This is a genomic window from Bradyrhizobium sp. 14AA, from assembly GCF_054185205.1.
The window spans coordinates 263,814-280,443 of sequence record NZ_JAVAYM010000006.1 but is presented as its reverse complement, the minus strand read 5'-3'; the positions used below and the strand labels follow the sequence as shown (position 1 = coordinate 280,443).

General features: G+C 64.9%; 18 protein-coding genes. 8 read left to right on the top strand and 10 right to left on the bottom strand.

Features of this window, described 5'->3' with window-relative positions; translation table 11 throughout:
- Window positions 1-9 precede the first annotated feature (9 nt).
- On the bottom strand, window positions 10-2,697 hold the full coding sequence (locus RAD15_RS14535; RefSeq protein ID WP_458178482.1) for a sensor domain-containing protein: 2,688 nt from the start codon (window positions 2,695-2,697) through the stop codon (window positions 10-12).
- Window positions 2,698-2,899: 202 nt separating this feature from the next.
- On the opposite strand from RAD15_RS14535, the gene RAD15_RS14530 reads away from it, so the two are divergent.
- The gene (locus RAD15_RS14530) at window positions 2,900-4,003 is read left to right on the top strand and encodes an NAD(P)/FAD-dependent oxidoreductase (protein WP_458178480.1); all 1,104 of its coding nucleotides are present in this window, start codon (window positions 2,900-2,902) and stop codon (window positions 4,001-4,003) included.
- Window positions 4,004-4,177: 174 nt separating this feature from the next.
- On the opposite strand, the gene RAD15_RS14525 is transcribed toward RAD15_RS14530, so the two are convergent.
- Complete coding sequence (locus RAD15_RS14525) at window positions 4,178-4,357, bottom strand: YdcH family protein (protein WP_458178478.1); 180 nt, start codon at window positions 4,355-4,357, stop codon at window positions 4,178-4,180.
- 331 nt (window positions 4,358-4,688) lie between these two features.
- Between RAD15_RS14525 and RAD15_RS14520 the strand changes: the two genes are divergently transcribed.
- The 3 genes from RAD15_RS14520 to RAD15_RS14510 all read left to right on the top strand — a co-directional run bounded on the left by RAD15_RS14520 (window position 4,689) and on the right by RAD15_RS14510 (window position 5,524).
- On the top strand, window positions 4,689-4,895 hold the full coding sequence (locus RAD15_RS14520) for a YdcH family protein (protein ID WP_008546179.1): 207 nt from the start codon (window positions 4,689-4,691) through the stop codon (window positions 4,893-4,895).
- 134 nt (window positions 4,896-5,029) lie between these two features.
- On the top strand, window positions 5,030-5,251 hold the full coding sequence (locus RAD15_RS14515) for a hypothetical protein (protein WP_458178476.1): 222 nt from the start codon (window positions 5,030-5,032) through the stop codon (window positions 5,249-5,251).
- A 21-nt stretch (window positions 5,252-5,272) separates the two neighbouring features.
- Window positions 5,273-5,524, top strand: a complete 252-nt coding sequence (locus tag RAD15_RS14510; RefSeq protein WP_426613607.1) for a hypothetical protein — start codon at window positions 5,273-5,275, stop codon at window positions 5,522-5,524.
- A 62-nt stretch (window positions 5,525-5,586) separates the two neighbouring features.
- Here the strand turns inward: RAD15_RS14510 and RAD15_RS14505 are convergent, their stop codons facing one another.
- Window positions 5,587-6,300, bottom strand: a complete 714-nt coding sequence (locus RAD15_RS14505) for a GGDEF domain-containing protein (protein ID WP_458178474.1) — start codon at window positions 6,298-6,300, stop codon at window positions 5,587-5,589.
- Window positions 6,301-6,441: 141 nt separating this feature from the next.
- Here RAD15_RS14505 and purE point away from each other — a divergent pair, with 141 nt between their 5' ends.
- Entirely contained in the window at window positions 6,442-6,930 is a 489-nt protein-coding gene (gene purE / locus RAD15_RS14500; protein ID WP_458178472.1) for a 5-(carboxyamino)imidazole ribonucleotide mutase, read from the top strand.
- A complete protein-coding gene (locus RAD15_RS14495) occupies window positions 6,927-8,033 on the top strand; it encodes a 5-(carboxyamino)imidazole ribonucleotide synthase (RefSeq protein WP_458178470.1) in 1,107 nt (368 codons plus the stop codon). The genes purE and RAD15_RS14495 overlap by 4 nt, the downstream gene beginning before the upstream one ends.
- Before the next feature lie 45 nt (window positions 8,034-8,078).
- Here the strand turns inward: RAD15_RS14495 and aqpZ are convergent, their stop codons facing one another.
- Window positions 8,079-8,801 (bottom strand): aquaporin Z, encoded by a 723-nt coding sequence (gene aqpZ, locus RAD15_RS14490; RefSeq protein ID WP_458178468.1) that lies wholly within the window; start codon window positions 8,799-8,801, stop codon window positions 8,079-8,081.
- A 262-nt stretch (window positions 8,802-9,063) separates the two neighbouring features.
- On the opposite strand from aqpZ, the gene rpsU reads away from it, so the two are divergent.
- Together rpsU and RAD15_RS14480 are read left to right on the top strand one after the other, a co-directional pair.
- On the top strand, window positions 9,064-9,363 hold the full coding sequence (rpsU, locus tag RAD15_RS14485) for a 30S ribosomal protein S21 (RefSeq protein ID WP_028140289.1): 300 nt from the start codon (window positions 9,064-9,066) through the stop codon (window positions 9,361-9,363).
- A gap of 225 nt (window positions 9,364-9,588) precedes the next feature.
- Window positions 9,589-10,239 (top strand): tetratricopeptide repeat protein, encoded by a 651-nt coding sequence (locus RAD15_RS14480; protein ID WP_458178466.1) that lies wholly within the window; start codon window positions 9,589-9,591, stop codon window positions 10,237-10,239.
- A gap of 19 nt (window positions 10,240-10,258) precedes the next feature.
- Here the strand turns inward: RAD15_RS14480 and RAD15_RS14475 are convergent, their stop codons facing one another.
- The 6 genes from RAD15_RS14475 to RAD15_RS14450 all read right to left on the bottom strand — a co-directional run bounded on the left by RAD15_RS14475 (window position 10,259) and on the right by RAD15_RS14450 (window position 16,607).
- Window positions 10,259-11,212 (bottom strand): hypothetical protein, encoded by a 954-nt coding sequence (locus RAD15_RS14475; RefSeq protein ID WP_458178464.1) that lies wholly within the window; start codon window positions 11,210-11,212, stop codon window positions 10,259-10,261.
- Between the two features lie 93 nt (window positions 11,213-11,305).
- Window positions 11,306-11,590 (bottom strand): cupin domain-containing protein, encoded by a 285-nt coding sequence (locus tag RAD15_RS14470; protein WP_458178462.1) that lies wholly within the window; start codon window positions 11,588-11,590, stop codon window positions 11,306-11,308.
- Window positions 11,591-11,618: 28 nt separating this feature from the next.
- Entirely contained in the window at window positions 11,619-12,716 is a 1,098-nt protein-coding gene (locus RAD15_RS14465; RefSeq protein WP_458178460.1) for a calcium:proton antiporter, read from the bottom strand.
- A 50-nt stretch (window positions 12,717-12,766) separates the two neighbouring features.
- Window positions 12,767-14,245 carry a sodium:proton antiporter gene (locus RAD15_RS14460; RefSeq protein ID WP_458178458.1) on the bottom strand — a complete coding sequence of 493 codons (1,479 nt, stop codon included), beginning with the start codon at window positions 14,243-14,245 and terminating at the stop codon, window positions 12,767-12,769.
- Window positions 14,199-14,999, bottom strand: coding sequence for an alpha/beta hydrolase (locus tag RAD15_RS14455; protein ID WP_458178456.1), 801 nt, complete (start codon window positions 14,997-14,999; stop codon window positions 14,199-14,201). Before RAD15_RS14455 ends, RAD15_RS14460 begins: the two co-directional genes overlap by 47 nt.
- A gap of 210 nt (window positions 15,000-15,209) precedes the next feature.
- The gene (locus RAD15_RS14450) at window positions 15,210-16,607 is read right to left on the bottom strand and encodes an NAD(P)(+) transhydrogenase (Re/Si-specific) subunit beta (protein ID WP_211389879.1); all 1,398 of its coding nucleotides are present in this window, start codon (window positions 16,605-16,607) and stop codon (window positions 15,210-15,212) included.
- Window positions 16,608-16,630: the final 23 nt, after the last annotated feature.

The window sequence follows — 16,630 nt, the reverse complement described above, 5'->3', positions numbered from 1 at the left end:
CCATCACCACTAGCCGGTCTTGAGCGCCAACTCCATGACTTCGGTGCGGCCGACGAGGCCGGCATATTTTCCGATCGGCAGCGGCTTGCCGAGCAGATAGCCCTGCACGCCGTCGCAGCCCTCCTTGGCGAGGAAGGTGAGCTGCTCGACCGTCTCGACGCCCTCGGCGACGATCGACATTTCCAGACCGTGGCCGAGATCGATCACGGCGCGCACGATCGCCGCCGATTGCGGATTGCGGCCGAGATTGATGATGAAGGCGCGGTCGATCTTGATCTTGTCGAAGGGGAACGCCTGGAGATAGCTCAGCGAGGAATAGCCGCTGCCGAAATCGTCCATCGAGATGCGCACGCCGAGCGCCTTCAGCCGGCGCAAGAGCGCAACGCCCCGGTCGAAATCCTCGATCAGCACGCCCTCAGTGATCTCGAGCTCGAGCCGGCCGGGTGCGAGGCCCGTCTCGATCAGGATCGAATGGACCAGCCCGACCACGTCGCCGTGCATGAACTGCGCCGGCGACAGATTGACCGCGACCTGGAGCGGCTTCGGCCAGGACGCCGCCTCGCGGCAGGCCTGCCGCAGGATCCACTCGCCCATCTCGACGATCAGGCCGCTCTCCTCGGCGATCGGGATGAATTCGGCCGGCGAGACCTGGCCGCGCACCGGATGCTGCCAGCGCGCCAGCGCCTCGAAGCCGATGATCTCGCTCTCGGCGACGCTGTGGCCCGCGGCCCCCTGCGGCTGGAAGGCGAGCGAGAGTTCGCCGTTCTTGATCGCCATCGAGAGGTCCTGGTGCAGCACGCGGCGATCGCGGATCTGCTGGTCCATCTCCGGCTGGTAGAGGCTGATGGTGCCGCGCGACTTCTGCTTGGCGCGGAACAGCGCCGCGCCGGCATTGGCCAGCAGCGAGGCGCCATCAGCCCCATTGTGCGGGAAGATCGACATGCCGGTGGTGACGCCGGCGCGGACCGGCCGGCCGTCGATCTGGAACTCCTGCGCGACGGCTTCGCCAATCTGCTGCGCCAGTGCGAGGCCCGCTTCCGGCTGCTTGCCGTCGATGATGAGGCCGAACTCGTCGCCGGACAGGCGCGCCACCACGCCGCCGCGCGCGGAGTCCTGGAGCCGCTGGGCCACCTCGACCAGGAGCTTGTCGCCGAGCGCATGACCGAAGACGTCGTTGACCTCCTTGAGGCCGTCGAGGTCGACGCAGAGTACCGCGAACTCCTCGCTGGTGCCTTCGCAGGCCTCGATCATCTGGGTCAGCGCCTGCAGGAAGGCGGCGCGGTTCGGCAGATCGGTCAGGCCGTCGTGATAGGCCATGTGCGCCATGCGCGACTCGGTCTGCCGGCGGTCGGTGACGTCCTCGTGGGTCTTGATCAGATATTGCGGTTCGCCGGCATCATTGAGCACGGTGGCGCGGCGGGTCAGGAACAGCCGCAGGCCGTCCTTGGTGGAGATCGGGTGCTCCTCGGTGATCATCCCGCGCTTCTTGATCGCGGCCTCGTCGCGCGCGATGATCAGCTTGGCTTCCTTGGCATTGAAGATGTCCGACGCGGTCAGGCCCGTGGCTTCCTCGCGCCTGCGGTTGAGGATCGTCTCCGCGCTGCGGTTGGCGAGCAGATAGCGGCCGTCCTTGACCTGCTCGACGATCAGCGCCACCGGGATGTTGTCGACCACGAGCTCGAGGAACTTCTTGGTGCTCTCCAGCTCCTGCGACAGCGAGCGCCGGTCAGTGATGTCCTCGAACACCAGCAGCAGAAACTCGGGCTTGTTGCTCTCGTTGCGGACCACGATCCGGATCGAGGCGACCATGCGCCGCTCGCCGCCGCGGTCGACCTCGAACTCGTTACGGAACTGGCCGTCCGGGGAGTTGAGCGCCGCCCGGTCGGTCGCCTCGATACTGGCTGCCGAGACCGGCGCAAACAGCTCGCGCGCGTTCTTGCCGACGGCATGGTCCCGCGAGAACCCCCAGAACCGCTCATAGGCGCTGTTGGCGAAGATGTAGCAGCCATCCTCGATGTTCTTTGCGGCCACGCAGGCCGGCACATGGTCCAGCACCGATTCCAGGAATTGCTTGGTGGAAGCGAGCTGTCGCGACAGCTTGCGCTGCTCGCTGACGTCCAGATGCGTCGCCACCGAGCCGCCGTTCGGCAGCACGAAAAACTTCACCAGGATGGCTCGCCCGTCGGGCAGCTCGGTGATCAGGCCGTTGTGGCTTGCCGCCTTCTCGTAGAATTCGTCGTCGGAGATGCCGCCGAGCACCCCGTGCTTGCGCCTGAGCCCAAGAAGCTCATAGCCGTCCATATTGGCCCAGAGTTCCGACCGCATCAGGCCGTAGATATCGAGATAGCGGTCGTTGCAGAAGATGATGCGCCGCTGCGCATCCGTCATCACCACGCCCTGGTTGAGATTGTTCATGGCGGAGGAGACGAAGGCATTGCGCCGCAATTGCAAACGCCTGGTCCGGCGCAGCGAGGAATGAATCCACAGGGCGATCGCGACGAGGAACGCGCAGACGACGACGCCCGCGATCAGGGCTTCCCAGACCACGTTGGGATCGATCTTGTCGAGATAGCTCGGAGGGGCGAGGCTATCCGACAGCGCAACGGCACGCGCAGGCGCGACCGCGCCGGCCAGGCACACGACGGCCTGCACAGCAATCGGTAGCGTGCTGCCCACGTGCCAGTTCTTCTCAGCCATCAGCCACCCGCGATTTCAACGTCGGATTGTCTGGCTTCACGGGTTTGGATCGGGTAAACGCCTGTACGCGCAACAGAAAAATCTGACGTGAAATACGGCAATTGCCCTGACATGATAAATGCTTCCTTAACGGAAAATGGCCCCGCGCCGTCGCTTCCAGGCCTGACGCCACCGGTGCTTCCAGCGGACCTCCTGCACAACCATGGATAGGGTCGACTGTGTCGTCATCGGAGCCGGCGTGGTCGGGCTCGCGGTGGCTCGAAAGCTCGCCCGGGCCGGGCGTGAGGTCATCGTGCTCGAGGAGGCCGAGGCGATCGGCACCATCACTTCCTCGCGCAACAGCGAGGTGATCCATGCCGGCATCTACTACCGCGCCGGCAGCTGGATGGCGCGCATGTGCGTCGACGGCAAGCACGCGCTCTACCGCTATTGTGCCGAGCGCGGCATCCCGCACAGGAATTGCGGCAAGCTGATCGTCGCGACCAACCCGAAAGAGACCGAGAAGCTGCAATCGATCAAGGCGCATGCCGAGGCGAATGGCGTGCTCGACATGCAGCTGCTCGCGGGCGAGGCGGCACGCGCGCTGGAGCCGGCGCTCGCCTGCGACGCCGCGCTGCTGTCGCCGTCGACCGGCATCATCGACAGCCACGCCTACATGCTCTCGCTGCGTGGTGAAGCCGAGGAAGCCGGTGCGGCCTTCGCATTTCACACCCCGCTGATCCGCGCCAAGGCAACCGCCGGAATCATCGAGATCGAGGCCGGCGGTGAAGCGCCGATGACGCTGCAATGCAGCCTGCTCGTCAACGCCGCGGGTCTCTCGGCAACGACAGTGGCGCGCAATATCGACGGCATGCCGCTGGACCGCATTCCGCCGGCCTATCTCGCCAAGGGAAACTACTTCAGCTGCAATGCCAGGGCGCCGTTCTCGCGCCTGATCTATCCGGTGCCCGAACCCGGTGGGTTAGGCGTGCATTTGACGCTGGACATGGCGGGACAGGCGCGTTTCGGCCCCGACGTCGAGTGGATCGAGACGATCGATTACGAGGTCGACCCGTCACGCGCAGAGCGATTCTACCCCGCGATCCGCAAATACTGGCCGACGCTGCCTGACGGCGCGTTGATGCCGAGCTATTCGGGCATCCGCCCGAAGATCGTGCCGCCGGCCGTCGCCACGCAGGATTTCTTGATGCAGGGCCCGCGCGATCATGGCGTCGCAGGTTTGATCAACCTGTTCGGCATCGAATCGCCGGGACTGACGTCCTCGCTCGCGATCGCGGACCACGTCGCCGAGCTCGCAGAAATCTAGAGCGTTTTCGAGCGAAGTGGATACCGGTTCGCGTCAAGAAAACGCGTCCAAACAAGCATCCAGGCGCCGCGCAAATATCTTCGCACGGCTTCGCGCCTTGCAGCAGGGAATGAGCGCAAAGGCTCTCATCCCTGCTGAAAGGGTGCGATCAACTCTACGCTGTTACGGGGGTTACTAGTGGAGCGTGTTGCCGTGCTTCAGACGCTCGATCTGGTCCTTGACCATCAACTTCCGGCGCTTCAACTCAACAATTTGCAGGTCGTCTGTTGAAAGGTGCACGAGAGCTTCGTGCAATTCGTTTTCGAGAAGTTTGTGCTTCCGCTCCAATTCAACCAGATGTGCCTGAATTGTCATTCGAAACCTCCTCGGTAGGGGTGAACCTCAGGATTCGATCCGGACGACGAAGTCTACATCACCGATTCGTTCTGTCGATGGGTATCCGTCGTCGCAGCGTCATTTTTGAAAATTCATATGTAATGAAGCGTGAGTAATGGAACCGCGCAGGAAGAATCCATGATATCAATGCACTTGCGCATCACCGCAGCGGCTCGCAAGAAAATATCTTGCGGGAGATCGGCGGACGGCGGTCGCAGATCGCTTGCGATCACGCTGCGCAAGGACGATAATTTCCACAGGGCATCCACAGCCTTAATTTCACGCCTATCGGTTTTCGGCCACCGCAGACATGACCAATGAAGACGAGCGTGAGCTCGAAGCCGAGCTCACCCGGTTGCAGCAGGAACACCGAGATCTCGATGCGGCGATCGATGCACTGCATCAATCGCCCGCCCCCGACCTGTTGCGGTTACAGCGGTTGAAGAAACGCAAGCTGTTGTTGCGCGACCGCATCGCGTTCATCGAAGACCAGATCACGCCCGACATCATCGCCTGATCCGCGAGCGCGGCTTTTCGCGGCGGCCTGAAGCCCAAGCGAATCCGCTTGACTCGAAAAGAACAAAATAGGAACATTTAGACACCCCAACGCCCCCAGGAAACGCCCAAGCGCAAGGCACGAGGACAACGCAGATGTCGGCAACCGCCCTTCTCGACAACAGTCATTATGAACAGGCCTGCGATCAGGCGATCGCGATGTGCGACGGCAATCTGCGCAGCACCATCAAGGCGCTGATCATGGCCAACGAATATCTGGAAGCCGAGCTGGAAGAGTTGCAGGCCGCGATCTCCGCCGGCTGCATTCCGGAGACACCGCGCAGCAAGATGCGGGGCAAGAGCAGCAGCGCCGCTTAGTTTCAACATTGGAGCAACGCCATGTCGGATGTGACCTATTACGTTGCAATGCCCTTTCTGATCGATGCCGACGGATCGCCGGTCGCGGGCGCCGCCGAGGAATGCCAGAGCTCGACGGCCGCGTTGCGGCGCGCCGAGATCTTGTCGCACGGTGCCGGCCACATCGGCGCGGTCGCATTCAGCCGCAGCGGCGATCCCATGACCGGCGAATTCGGCGACGCCACGCTGCTGCGTAAATTCGGCAACGTGCCGGAAGATCTGGCCACGCTGTAAGGGGGTTGTTGTTTGAGCATGATCTTTTCGGAAAACCGCTGCACACTTTTCCGGATCATGCTCTAGCTGCCGACCAGCCTGATCTGCGGCTCGTGCCGCCGGTGGGCCTTGCGCACATACATGGCGGCATCCGCCTCCTCCAGGGCGCGGCCTGCGTCGGACTGCGCCCCCAGCAGCGCGACGCCGGCGGAAGCGCCCGCGCTCACATGCTGGCCGCGAAAGACAAAAGACAATTCGTCGATCGCCTGCTCGAAGGCCGATGCCTTCGCCTTGGCGTCGGTCTCGCTGAGATTCCAGAGCAGCAGCGCGAACTCATCGCCGCCGAGCCGGCCGACGACGTCAGAGGCGCGAACCTGCCGCGTCAGCGTGCCGGCAATCGCCTTGAGCACCTCGTCGCCGGCGGCATGGCCGAAGGTATCGTTGATCGGCTTCAGCCGGTCGACGTCGAGCACGATCAGCGCGCCGGTGGCGCGGTAGCGCTTCATGTAGGCAATGGCGCGCGCCAGCTCGCGCTCGAAACCGCGCCGGTTCGGAATCTCGAGCAGGAAATCGGTGTCGGCGGCCGCCTCCAGTTCCGCGACCCGCCGCTCGGCCTGCTTCAGCTTGGTCCGCAAGCCGCGGAGGGTTGCCTTGGTGTCGTCGGCAGCCGACGCGACGCGAAGCGCCGGCATGGCCGGACGCTTGGCCAAGCGCTTGGGAGCGGCTTTGGATCGGCCGGCACTGGTCTTTCGGCCCTTTTTGGCCTTCGCAGCGCCCGCCCTTTTTGGTTTCTTCATGGGCATCCTGCTCAATGAAGGCTTGCGGGGATTCACCAAGACAGGATAGTGCATTCCCTTCTCCTTGCCACCGCCTTGCGAGCCGCCGGCCGGAACCGTTAATCTGGCCTATCTTTCTGTTTTCCGGGCACAATTGACGTCATGACCGCGCCGATCGCCATCATCATGGGAAGCCAGTCGGACTGGGACACGATGCGGCATGCCGCCGATACCCTTGCCGCACTCGGCGTTGCCGCCGACACCCGCATCGTCTCGGCCCACCGCACCCCCGACCGCCTGTTTGCCTTCGCCAAGGGCGCCAAGGCCACGGGTTACAAGGTCATCATCGCCGGAGCCGGCGGCGCAGCCCATCTGCCCGGCATGGCGGCGGCTCTGACGGAACTCCCCGTCTTCGGTGTTCCCGTCGAATCGAAGACGCTCAAGGGCGTCGATTCGCTCTATTCCATCGTCCAGATGCCTGCCGGCATCCCTGTCGGCACTCTCGCCATCGGCAAGGCCGGGGCGATCAACGCCGCGCTGCTTGCGGCTGCCGTGCTGGCCTTGTCCGACCCGGCCCTGTCCGATCGCCTTGCCGCCTGGCGCAAGGCGCAGACCGAAGCGGTTGCCGAGCGCCCGGAGGGCCAGGCGTGACCGACACCAGGAAGGTGAAGCTGAAGCCCGGTGACACCATCGGAATCCTCGGCGGCGGACAATTGGGGCGGATGCTGGCGATGGCGGCGGCGCGGCTCGGCCTGCGCTGCCAGGTGTTCTCGCCCGATCCGGACTCGCCCGCTTTCGACGTCGTGCTGAACGCAACCTGCGCCGAATATGCCGACGTCGAAGCGCTCGAGCTGTTCGCGAGCGACGTCGACGTCATCACCTACGAATTCGAGAACGTGCCGGCAGCGGCCGCGATGGTGCTGGATGCGCGCCGCCCGGTGCTGCCCAACCGCAAGATCCTCGAGACTACCCAGGACCGGCTCGCCGAGAAGGATTTTGTGACGAAGCTCGGCATCGGCACCGCAGCCTATGCCGACGTCACCTCCGTCTCCTCGCTGCGCGAGGCGATCGTCCGGATCGGTCTTCCCGCCGTGTTGAAAACCCGCCGCTTCGGTTACGACGGCAAGGGCCAGGCCATCGTTCGCGAGGGCGACGACATCGCCAAGGTGTGGACCAGCCTCGCCACCAAATCCGCGATCCTCGAAGCCTTCGTGCCGTACGAGCGCGAGATTTCCGTGATCGCCGCGCGCTCGGCCACGGGCCAGGTCGAGTGTTTCGACGTCACCGAGAACGAGCACCGCGACCACATTCTGAAGATATCCCGCGCGCCAGCCCGGATCCCGGACGCGCTCGCCGAGGAAGCCCGCAGCATCGCTGGCAAGATCGCGACCGCGCTCGACTATGTCGGCGTGCTCGCGGTCGAGATGTTCGTGCTCGCCAACGGGACCGGACCGAAGGTGCTGGTCAACGAGATCGCCCCACGCGTGCACAATTCCGGGCACTGGACGCTGGACGGCGCCTCCGTCTCGCAGTTCGAGCAGCACATCCGCGCCATTGCCGGCTGGCCGCTCGGCAAGCCCGTGCGCCACGGCGAGGTCGTCACCATGACCAATCTGATCGGCGACGAGATCAACGATTACGAGAAGTGGCTGGGCGTGCCGGGTGCGACCGTGCACATCTACGGCAAGGGCACGCCGCGCCCCGGCCGCAAGATGGGCCATGTCACCGAAGTGCTTCCCACCACGGGCAAGTAACGGGACCGCAGCAATCGCTGCGATCCCGCGTCGCTCGAAATCGCTCTACGCCGTCTTGGCGCCCCCGACGACGCCTGTGGGCTCCTCGCTGAGCCAGCGATAGATCACCCCGCCCAGTGCGCCGCCGATCAGCGGCGCGACCCAGAACAGCCAGAGTTGCGCCATCGCCCAGCCGCCGACGAACAGCGCGGGGCCCGTGCTGCGCGCAGGGTTCACCGAGGTGTTGGTGACGGGAATGCTGACGAGATGGATCATCACCAGCGCGAGCCCGATCGCAAGCGGAGCGAAGCCCGCCGGCGCGCGGCCATGGGTGGCGCCCATGATGATGAACAGGAACATCATGGTCATCACCACCTCGGTGAGGAAGCACACGATCATGCTGTACTGGCCGGGCGAATGCGCATCATAGCCGTTGGATGCGAAGCCCTTGCTGACGTCGAAGCCGGGAGCGCCGCTCGCGATGACATAGAGGAGCCATGCAGCCACGATCGCGCCGGCGACCTGGGCAATCACATAGGGCAGGATCTGTCCGGCCGGAAAACGCCCGCCGGCAGCCAGGCCGACCGTGACGGCCGGATTGAGATGGCAGCCGGAGATATGGCCGATCGCATAGGCCATGGTGACCACGCTGAGCCCGAACGCGAGGGAAACACCGACCAGGCCGATTCCGACCTGCGGAAAGCCGGCTGCGATCACGGCGCTGCCGCAGCCTGCGAATGTGAGCCAGAAGGTGCCGATGGCTTCGGCGGCGTATTTCTTGATATCCATGTGTCGTCCCCTGCTTTCAAAGATTCCGGAACAAAGCTCCGGAAACGGCCCCACCCTTGGCGTCGAATCGCCCAAATCGGGGCCGCCCAGAGGTATTTTCGCCTCATTTAATGGCTGAACTTGGCCCGAAAATCCGCTTGGCCGGTGGACATGGCGGGTTTTGTCTGATACATCCGCGCGCTCAAGGTTAAGGGCTTGCGCGTTTTCGCCATCCCCTTTGTCTTACCAGAATTCAAATCCGATCCACTGAAGAGGATGCCGCGTGCAGGTTCTCGTTCGCGATAACAATGTCGATCAAGCCCTCAAGGCGCTGAAGAAGAAGATGCAGCGCGAGGGGATTTTCCGCGAGATGAAGCTCCGCGGTCATTACGAAAAGCCCTCCGAGAAGAAGGCCCGCGAAAAGGCCGAAGCCGTGCGCCGCGCGCGCAAGCTGGCCCGCAAGAAGCTGCAGCGCGAAGGCCTGCTGCCGATGAAGCCGAAGCCGGTGTTCGGCGCCGGCCCCGGCGGTGATCGCGGCGGTCGTGGCCCGGGTGCAGGTGCTGGTCCGCGCGGACCGCGCTGATTTACCGGATTCAGCAAGACTTCAGTTTTCGATGACGCGGGCCCCTGGCCCGCGTTATTGTTTTGTGAGCGGTGCCTTTCTGGGACGGGGCACTACCATGCGGCCTGAAGCGCGATGCGATTGGAACAGATCGTCGTCGCGCTTTAGATTGTTGTTTGAGCATGATCTTCTCGGAAAACCGCTGCACACTTTTCCGGATCATGCTCTAGCGCGAGCGAACCGTAGATGGCCTCCCCTTTCCCCGAACGCGGCTTGGCGCGGCTGCGCCATATCTGGCGGCAACCGTTCGCGCTGGCTTTGATGGGGATTGCGCTGTGCGGCTGCTCCTTCGACCTCGGATCGCTGATGCCGGAGAAGGACAAGCCGCAGGAGGCGCCCAAGGCAGCCGCGACCACCGAGAACGCGGTCAGCGCCGGCAACGTCACCGAAGCCCAGGTCCACACGGCAAAGGCCCAGGCGCTGGCCAGGTCGGGCGAGACGGCCGCAGCGCTCGGCGAGTTCAATCGCGCGGTCGAACTCGATCCCTACAATGCGCAGGCGCTGTATGGCCGCGCCCTGATCTACCAGAGCAATAACCAGCACGATTTCGCGATCGCCGATTTCAGCGCCGCGAGCGGGCTTAACCCGCAGAAGGTCGAGCCGCTGCTCGGCCGCGCCGTCAGCTATCTCGCGCTCGGCAAGGCCAAGGAGGCCGCAGCCGACCTCGATGAAGCCTCCGAGGCCGATCCGCACAACGCCCAGGTCTGGACCACGCGCGGGCAGACTTATGAGCGGCTGGGCGATCGCGCCAAGGCTGCGGCGTCCTACACCAAAGCCGTCTCGCTTCGCCCACGCGACGACGCCGCCCGCAGCGGCCTCGCCCGCGTCGGCGGCTGACAGCGCGGCAGATACTGCCTTAATCGGGGGTGGAGCTCTTCGGCAGGACGGAGTGGAACATCGACTTCATGCCCGACAGCATCTCGTCCGCAACGTTGGTCTTCTTCGGCCGCGGCATGGTTGCGCCGGCATCGGCACGCAGGTCGAGCGGCGGCGCGATCACCGGCACGGGAATGTCAGCCGGCGGCGTGATTCGATTCGGGTCGTCGTTGCCGACCGAGGCCGTGTAGGACGGCGACGAACCGCCATTGCCGTACGCCTCGGGCGAGGGCGTGGACACCGTGATCGGCGGCGGCAGCGGACGGACCGCGGACGGCTCCACAGTCACGACACGGGGGGCCTCCGGGGTGCGGACGGCTTCGCGCACCGCAGGCTCCGGAGCTCTCTCAACCGGCTTGGTTTCAGCGGATTTGGGCTCGGCCGACTTGGTCTCGGCCGACTTGCCCTCCGGCGACTTGCGCAGGCGCTCGATCGCGGCCCGCACGAGATCGTTGGCATCGGGGGCTGCGGCCGGAGCGGCAGCGGCCGGCGTCGAATTGGCCTCCACCACCGGAGCGGCAGGAGCGGGAGCAGTGGCGGCCGGGGTCGACTTGGCGACCGCCTTCTCGCGCGCGGACGACTTGCCGCGCGGGGCGGTCTCGGCCGGAGCCACGTCCGCCGCCTTGGGCTCGGTCGTTTTGGGTTCGGTTGTCTTGGACTCGGACGTCTTGGGCTCGGCGGCCGGCTGATCGGCAGCCGACTTGTCCGTCACGCTCTTCTCGGAGACTCCCTTGGCCTTGACGCCGGGCGCCGGGAGGTTGGCCACGTCGGCCGGCTTGCCGTTCTTGCCGGCCTCGGCAGGCGCTGTGACGGCCGTGGGGGCATCAACCGCCGGCTTGGCGTTGATGTAGTGGTTAACGATGTACGCCCCGATGATCGTCGCGAGCACCGAGGGGAAAATATCCATCGAGATTTTAGCGAGGTATTTCAACATTTCTCGGCCACTCCCCGCGCGATCTGATGCGGGAACTTTCGGGCATTGTGAGGGATCAACTGCGACGGATCGATGGCAAACAGGACCGCCAATCTACGGTTTCAGCTCGATTTCAAGGAACACGATCTCGGTTGAGGTTTCGTTAAGTACGTCATGTTGTACGCCGGCTTTGCGAAAGTAGGATTTTCCGGCCGAAAGCTGCGCCCTGGACCGCTCGCCCCCTGGCGCCACGATGGTCATTTGCCCCGCGACAACGGGAACGATCACGTAGTCCATGCCGTGGGTGTGATGCCCGGTGGCGCTGCCCGGGGCAAGCCGCCATTCGGTCACCCGGACCTGCTCGTTGTCGACTTGAACCTCGGACTTGGCGGCAAGCATCTGGAACCTCTCCTGGGGACGTCGCGCTTCAGGGCACGAAAACCATGAACACGTAGACCGCAAATACCACCATATGGACCAGCCCGAACAGGACGTTGGTCCTGCCCGTGCCGAAGGTCAGCATGCTCAGGAAGAAGGTCAGGAGCAAAAGGACGCTCCCCTGGCCGTTGAGGCCGAGCTCGAGCTCCTTGTCGAGCGCGTAGGTGGCGACGCCGACGGCCGGGATGGTCAGCCCGATCGTCGCCAGGGACGAGCCCAGCGCGAGGTTGATGCTCTTCTGGAGGTCGTTCTTGCGCGCCGCCGAGACGGCCGCGACACCTTCCGGCATCAGGATCAGCAGCGCGACCAGCAGGCCGGCAAAGGCCGGCGGCGCACCGATCCTGACCGCGACGGCGTCGACCACGAGCGAGAATTTCTTGGCGAGCAGCACGACCGCCAGCAGCGCAATCAGCAGCAGCACAATGCTGAGCACGAACGTCCGGCCCGACAGATGCGCCTCGTCGCCCCCGCCCTCCGCCCGTTCATGGACGAAGTAATCCTTGTGCAGGACGGTCTGGGTGTAGAGAAACACCCCGTAAAGCGCGAGGGTGACCACATCGACGAAGCCGAGCTGTGCCGCTGAATAGACCGGGCCCGGCGTGGTGGTCGTGTAGTTCGGCATGATCAGCGTGATGGTCGCGAGCGCGAACAGGACGCTGAGATAGACGTTGGCGCCGGAGAGCTGAAAGCCCTGCTCGCGATAGCGCAGGCCGCCGATGAAGATGCAGAGCCCGACGAGGCCGTTGCAGACGATCATGACCACGGCGAACACGGTGTCGCGCGCAAGTTCCGGAGCAGGCTTGTCGCCCAGCATGATCGTGGTGATCAGCGCCACCTCGATGATGGTGACCGAGAGCGTCAGCACCAGCGTGCCGTAGGGTTCGCCGACCCGTTCGGCGATCACTTCGGCATGATGGACCGCGGCGAACACCGTGCCGAACAGGATGACCAGAAGGACGACCGCGAAGGCGAGCCCGCTCAGCGACAGCGTGAACACGTAGCCGGTCGCGCTGACGGCCGCGAACAACAGCACGGCCAGCGCCGGAAAGATCAAGGCCGACCGGGGCATCGGATTATGCGCGCTCATCTATCGGCTCCAGTTACTGGAAGCGAGCAGTAGCAAATCAGCCGGCAGATTCAATGCCAGTGCAGAATTGGGGCGACCGGCAGGAATGTCAGCAGCAGGAACAGCGGGATCAGCACCGCGCCGGCACGCAGGAGATAGCCGAAGAAGCTCGGCATCTCGATGCCGTTCTCGCTGGCGATGCTGCTCACCATGAAGTTCGGCGCGTTGCCGATGTAGGTGAGCGCGCCCATGTAGACCGCTCCCATCGAGATCGAGGCGAGCGTACCGGAGAGGGCGTGCATCAGCACCTGCGGGTCGCCGCCGGCGAGCTCGAAGAACAGCAGATAGGTCGGTGCATTGTCGAGGAACGCCGACATCAGGCCGGTGAACCAGAAATAGGCGACCTCGCGCGGCGTGCCGTCCGGCGCCGTCACCGCCGACAACAGCCAGGCGAACGCGCCATGATGGCCGGCATCGAGCATGGCGATGACCGGGATGATGGCGACGAAGATGCCCGCGAACAGTTTGGCGACTTCGCGGATCGGCTCCCAGGTGAAGCCGTTGGCCTGCCTGTGCTCGTCCGGCGTCAGCCACACCGACAGGGCTGCGATGGCCAGCAGCGCCAGATTGCGGGCGACGTCTTCCAGCTCCAGCCTGGTTCCGAGAATGTCGAAGGCAATGCCGGGCTTCCACATCGCCGAAGCCAGCAGGCTCGCGACGATGGCCGCGATCAGCGTGAGATTGACGAGGCCGCGGATGCGGATCGGCTCCGCGGGGCCTGCGTCGCTCGGCTTGGGCTCGCTGCGGAAGCGCCAGAGGTCGATGGCGACGAAGATCGCGAGCAGCAGCCCGGCGACGATCGCGGTCTGCAGCCAGATGGTCCGCGTGGTCCAGAAGAAGTCGACGCCGTGCAGGAAGCCGACGAACAGCGGCGGATCGCCGAGCGGGCTTAGCGCGCCGCCGACATTGGCGACCAGGATGATGAAGAAGATCACGACATGGGCGTTGTGGCGCCGCGGCCGGTTGGCGCGGATCAAAGGGCGGATCAGGATCATCGCGGCCCCCGTGGTGCCGACGACGCTCGCCATCAGCGTGCCGAGCGCGAGGATGCCGGCATTCGCCGCCGGCGTGGCCTTGATGTCGCCGCTGATGAGAATGCCGCCGGCCACGACATAGAGCGAGAACAGCAGCACGATGAAGCCGAGATATTCGGCGAGCATGGCATGGACGAGCGCGGCCAGCATCGCCTCGTCTCCCGCGAGCCAGACCAGCGAGCCGAGCGCCAGCAGCGACCAGGCCGCGGCGACCTTGCCGTAATGGTGATGCCAGAATTTTGGAAACAGCAGCGGCCCGAGCGCGATCGACAGCAACAGGCCGGCAAAGGGTAGCGCATGGGGCCAGCGCATCGCAGCGCCGTCGAGCCCGGTCGCCGCCCACGCCTGCTGCGGCAACAGCGCCAGGATTGCGGCGACGAGCACGCTTCCGCGCCGAAGAGCGAGCCGTCTAGGAAGCAATGAAGCGCCTCGCCGTTTCGATCGCACCGAAGGCATCGAGATTGTCGTGTCCGCCGCCCGCAAAGCGAACGAACTGCTTCGGTTCATGCCCGAGCGCGAACAGACGCTCTCCGAACACGGTCGGAATGGCAAGGTCATTGGTGCCATGCATCACCAGGAGCGGCACCGTGACGCGCGCGATCCGCTCGTCGGAGCGAAACCGGTCGCGCATCAGGAGACGGACCGGAACGAAGCGGAACGCCGAGGCCGCGACATCGACCGTCGAGGTGTACGGCGCCTCCAGGATCAACTTGCCGACGGCATGTTCGGAGGCGATTGCGACCGCCACGCCGGTCCCGAGCGAAAAGCCCCAGGCGACGATCCGTTCCGCCGCATAGCGGGCGGTGGTGAAGGCATAGGCAGCCGCGGCATCGCGCAGTAGTCCCTCCTCGCTCGGCGCGCCCGTCGAACCTGCGTAACCGCGATAGGACAGCGCGACGAGGCCGGTGCCGTCTGCCGTCATCGCCTTGAAGCGGCCGACAGGACCGGCGAGAAAATCACCGTTGCCGGGGAAATAGAGGACGACGGGGCGACCGGGCTTGGCTGGCACGTGCCAGACGATGACTTTTTCGCCGTCAGACGTGGTCAGGACGTGCTCTTCCGCCTCGGGGAGGCCGGCGGCATCAGGCGCGGTGCGGCCGACCGGCGGGATCGGAAACAGCATCTCGCGCTGCCTCACGTACAGCACGACGAGACCGGCGCAATAGACGGCCACGAGCAGGACGACGGTCCATTTGGCGATGGTGATCATTGCGTGGCCTGCCCCCGATCCAGACTAGGGCTTGCGACGGCTCCGCAGCAATTTGATGACGTCGGGCCGGAGGCTCGCCGGAACGTCGCGGCAATGCACACTTGCTTGTGAGCGGCGTGCCAGGCGACGCGTTGTTCGCGCGTCGCCTTGGGCGGCATGCGTTGGGACCGGTGCCATTCCCTGTTGATGGCCACGGTCCGCTCGCTGGTCTTACATCGCCTTGACGATGTTCTCGGTGACCTTCTTGGCGTCGCCGAGCAGCATCATGGTGTTGTCGCGGTAGAACAGCGGATTGTCGATGCCGGCATAGCCGGAGGCGAGCGAGCGCTTGATGAACATCACGGTGCCGGCCTTCCAGACCTGGAGCACCGGCATCCCGTAGATCGGCGAGGTCTTGTCCTCTTCGGCCGCCGGGTTGGTGACGTCGTTGGCGCCGATCACGAAGGCGATGTCGGCCTGTGCGAACTCCGAGTTGATGTCCTCGAGCTCGAACACCTCGTCATAGGGCACGTTGGCTTCGGCCAGCAGCACGTTCATGTGGCCGGGCATGCGGCCCGCAACCGGGTGAATGGCGTATTTCACCTCGACGCCTTCCTTCTTCAGGATGTCGCCCATTTCGCGCAGCGCGTGCTGGGCCTGCGCCACCGCCATGCCATAGCCTGGCACGATGATGACCTTCTGCGCGTTCTTCATGATGAAGGCGGCGTCGTCGGCCGAGCCGAGCTTCGCAGGCTTCTGCTCGCCCGTACCACCGCCGGCTGCCGCGGTCTCACCGCCGAAGCCGCCGAGGATGACCGAGATGAAGGACCGGTTCATCGCGTGGCACATGATGTAGGACAGGATCGCACCCGACGAGCCGACCAGCGCGCCGGTGATGATCAGCGCGGAATTGCCGAGCGTGAAGCCGATGCCGGCCGCGGCCCAGCCGGAGTAGGAGTTCAGCATCGAGATCACGACCGGCATGTCGGCGCCGCCGATCGGGATGATCATGAGCACGCCGAGCGCCAGCGCGAGGATGACGATCAGCCAGAAGTCGAGCGCGCCGCCGGTCAGGACCAGGCGGACGATGAAGAACACCAGCGCCACCGCAATCGCGATGTTGATGATGTGACGGGCGGGCAGGATGATCGGCGCACCGCTCATCCGCGCGGACAGCTTCAGGAATGCGATCACCGAGCCGGTGAAGGTCAGCGCGCCGATGGCGACGCCGAGCGACATCTCGACCAGGCTCTGCGGATGGATGTTGCCGGGCGTGCCGATGTCGAAGGCTTCGGGCGCGTAGAATGCACCGGCGGCGACCAGCACCGCGGCCATGCCGACCAGCGAGTGGAAGGCGGCGACCAGTTCCGGCATCGAGGTCATCGGCACGCGGCGGGCGATCACGGCACCGATCGCGGCACCGATGGCGATGCCGACGATGACGAGCACCCAGGCGAGACCGTCTGCCGGCGGATGGTTGGCCAGCGTGGTGGCGACGGCGATCGCCATGCCGATCATGCCGAACAGATTGCCCTGGCGCGACGAAGCCGGGCTCGACAGCCCGCGCAGCGACAGGATGAACAGCACTCCCGCCACGAGATACAAAAATGCAGAGAGGTTGGCGCTCATCTCAGGTCCCCATTGATCCCATC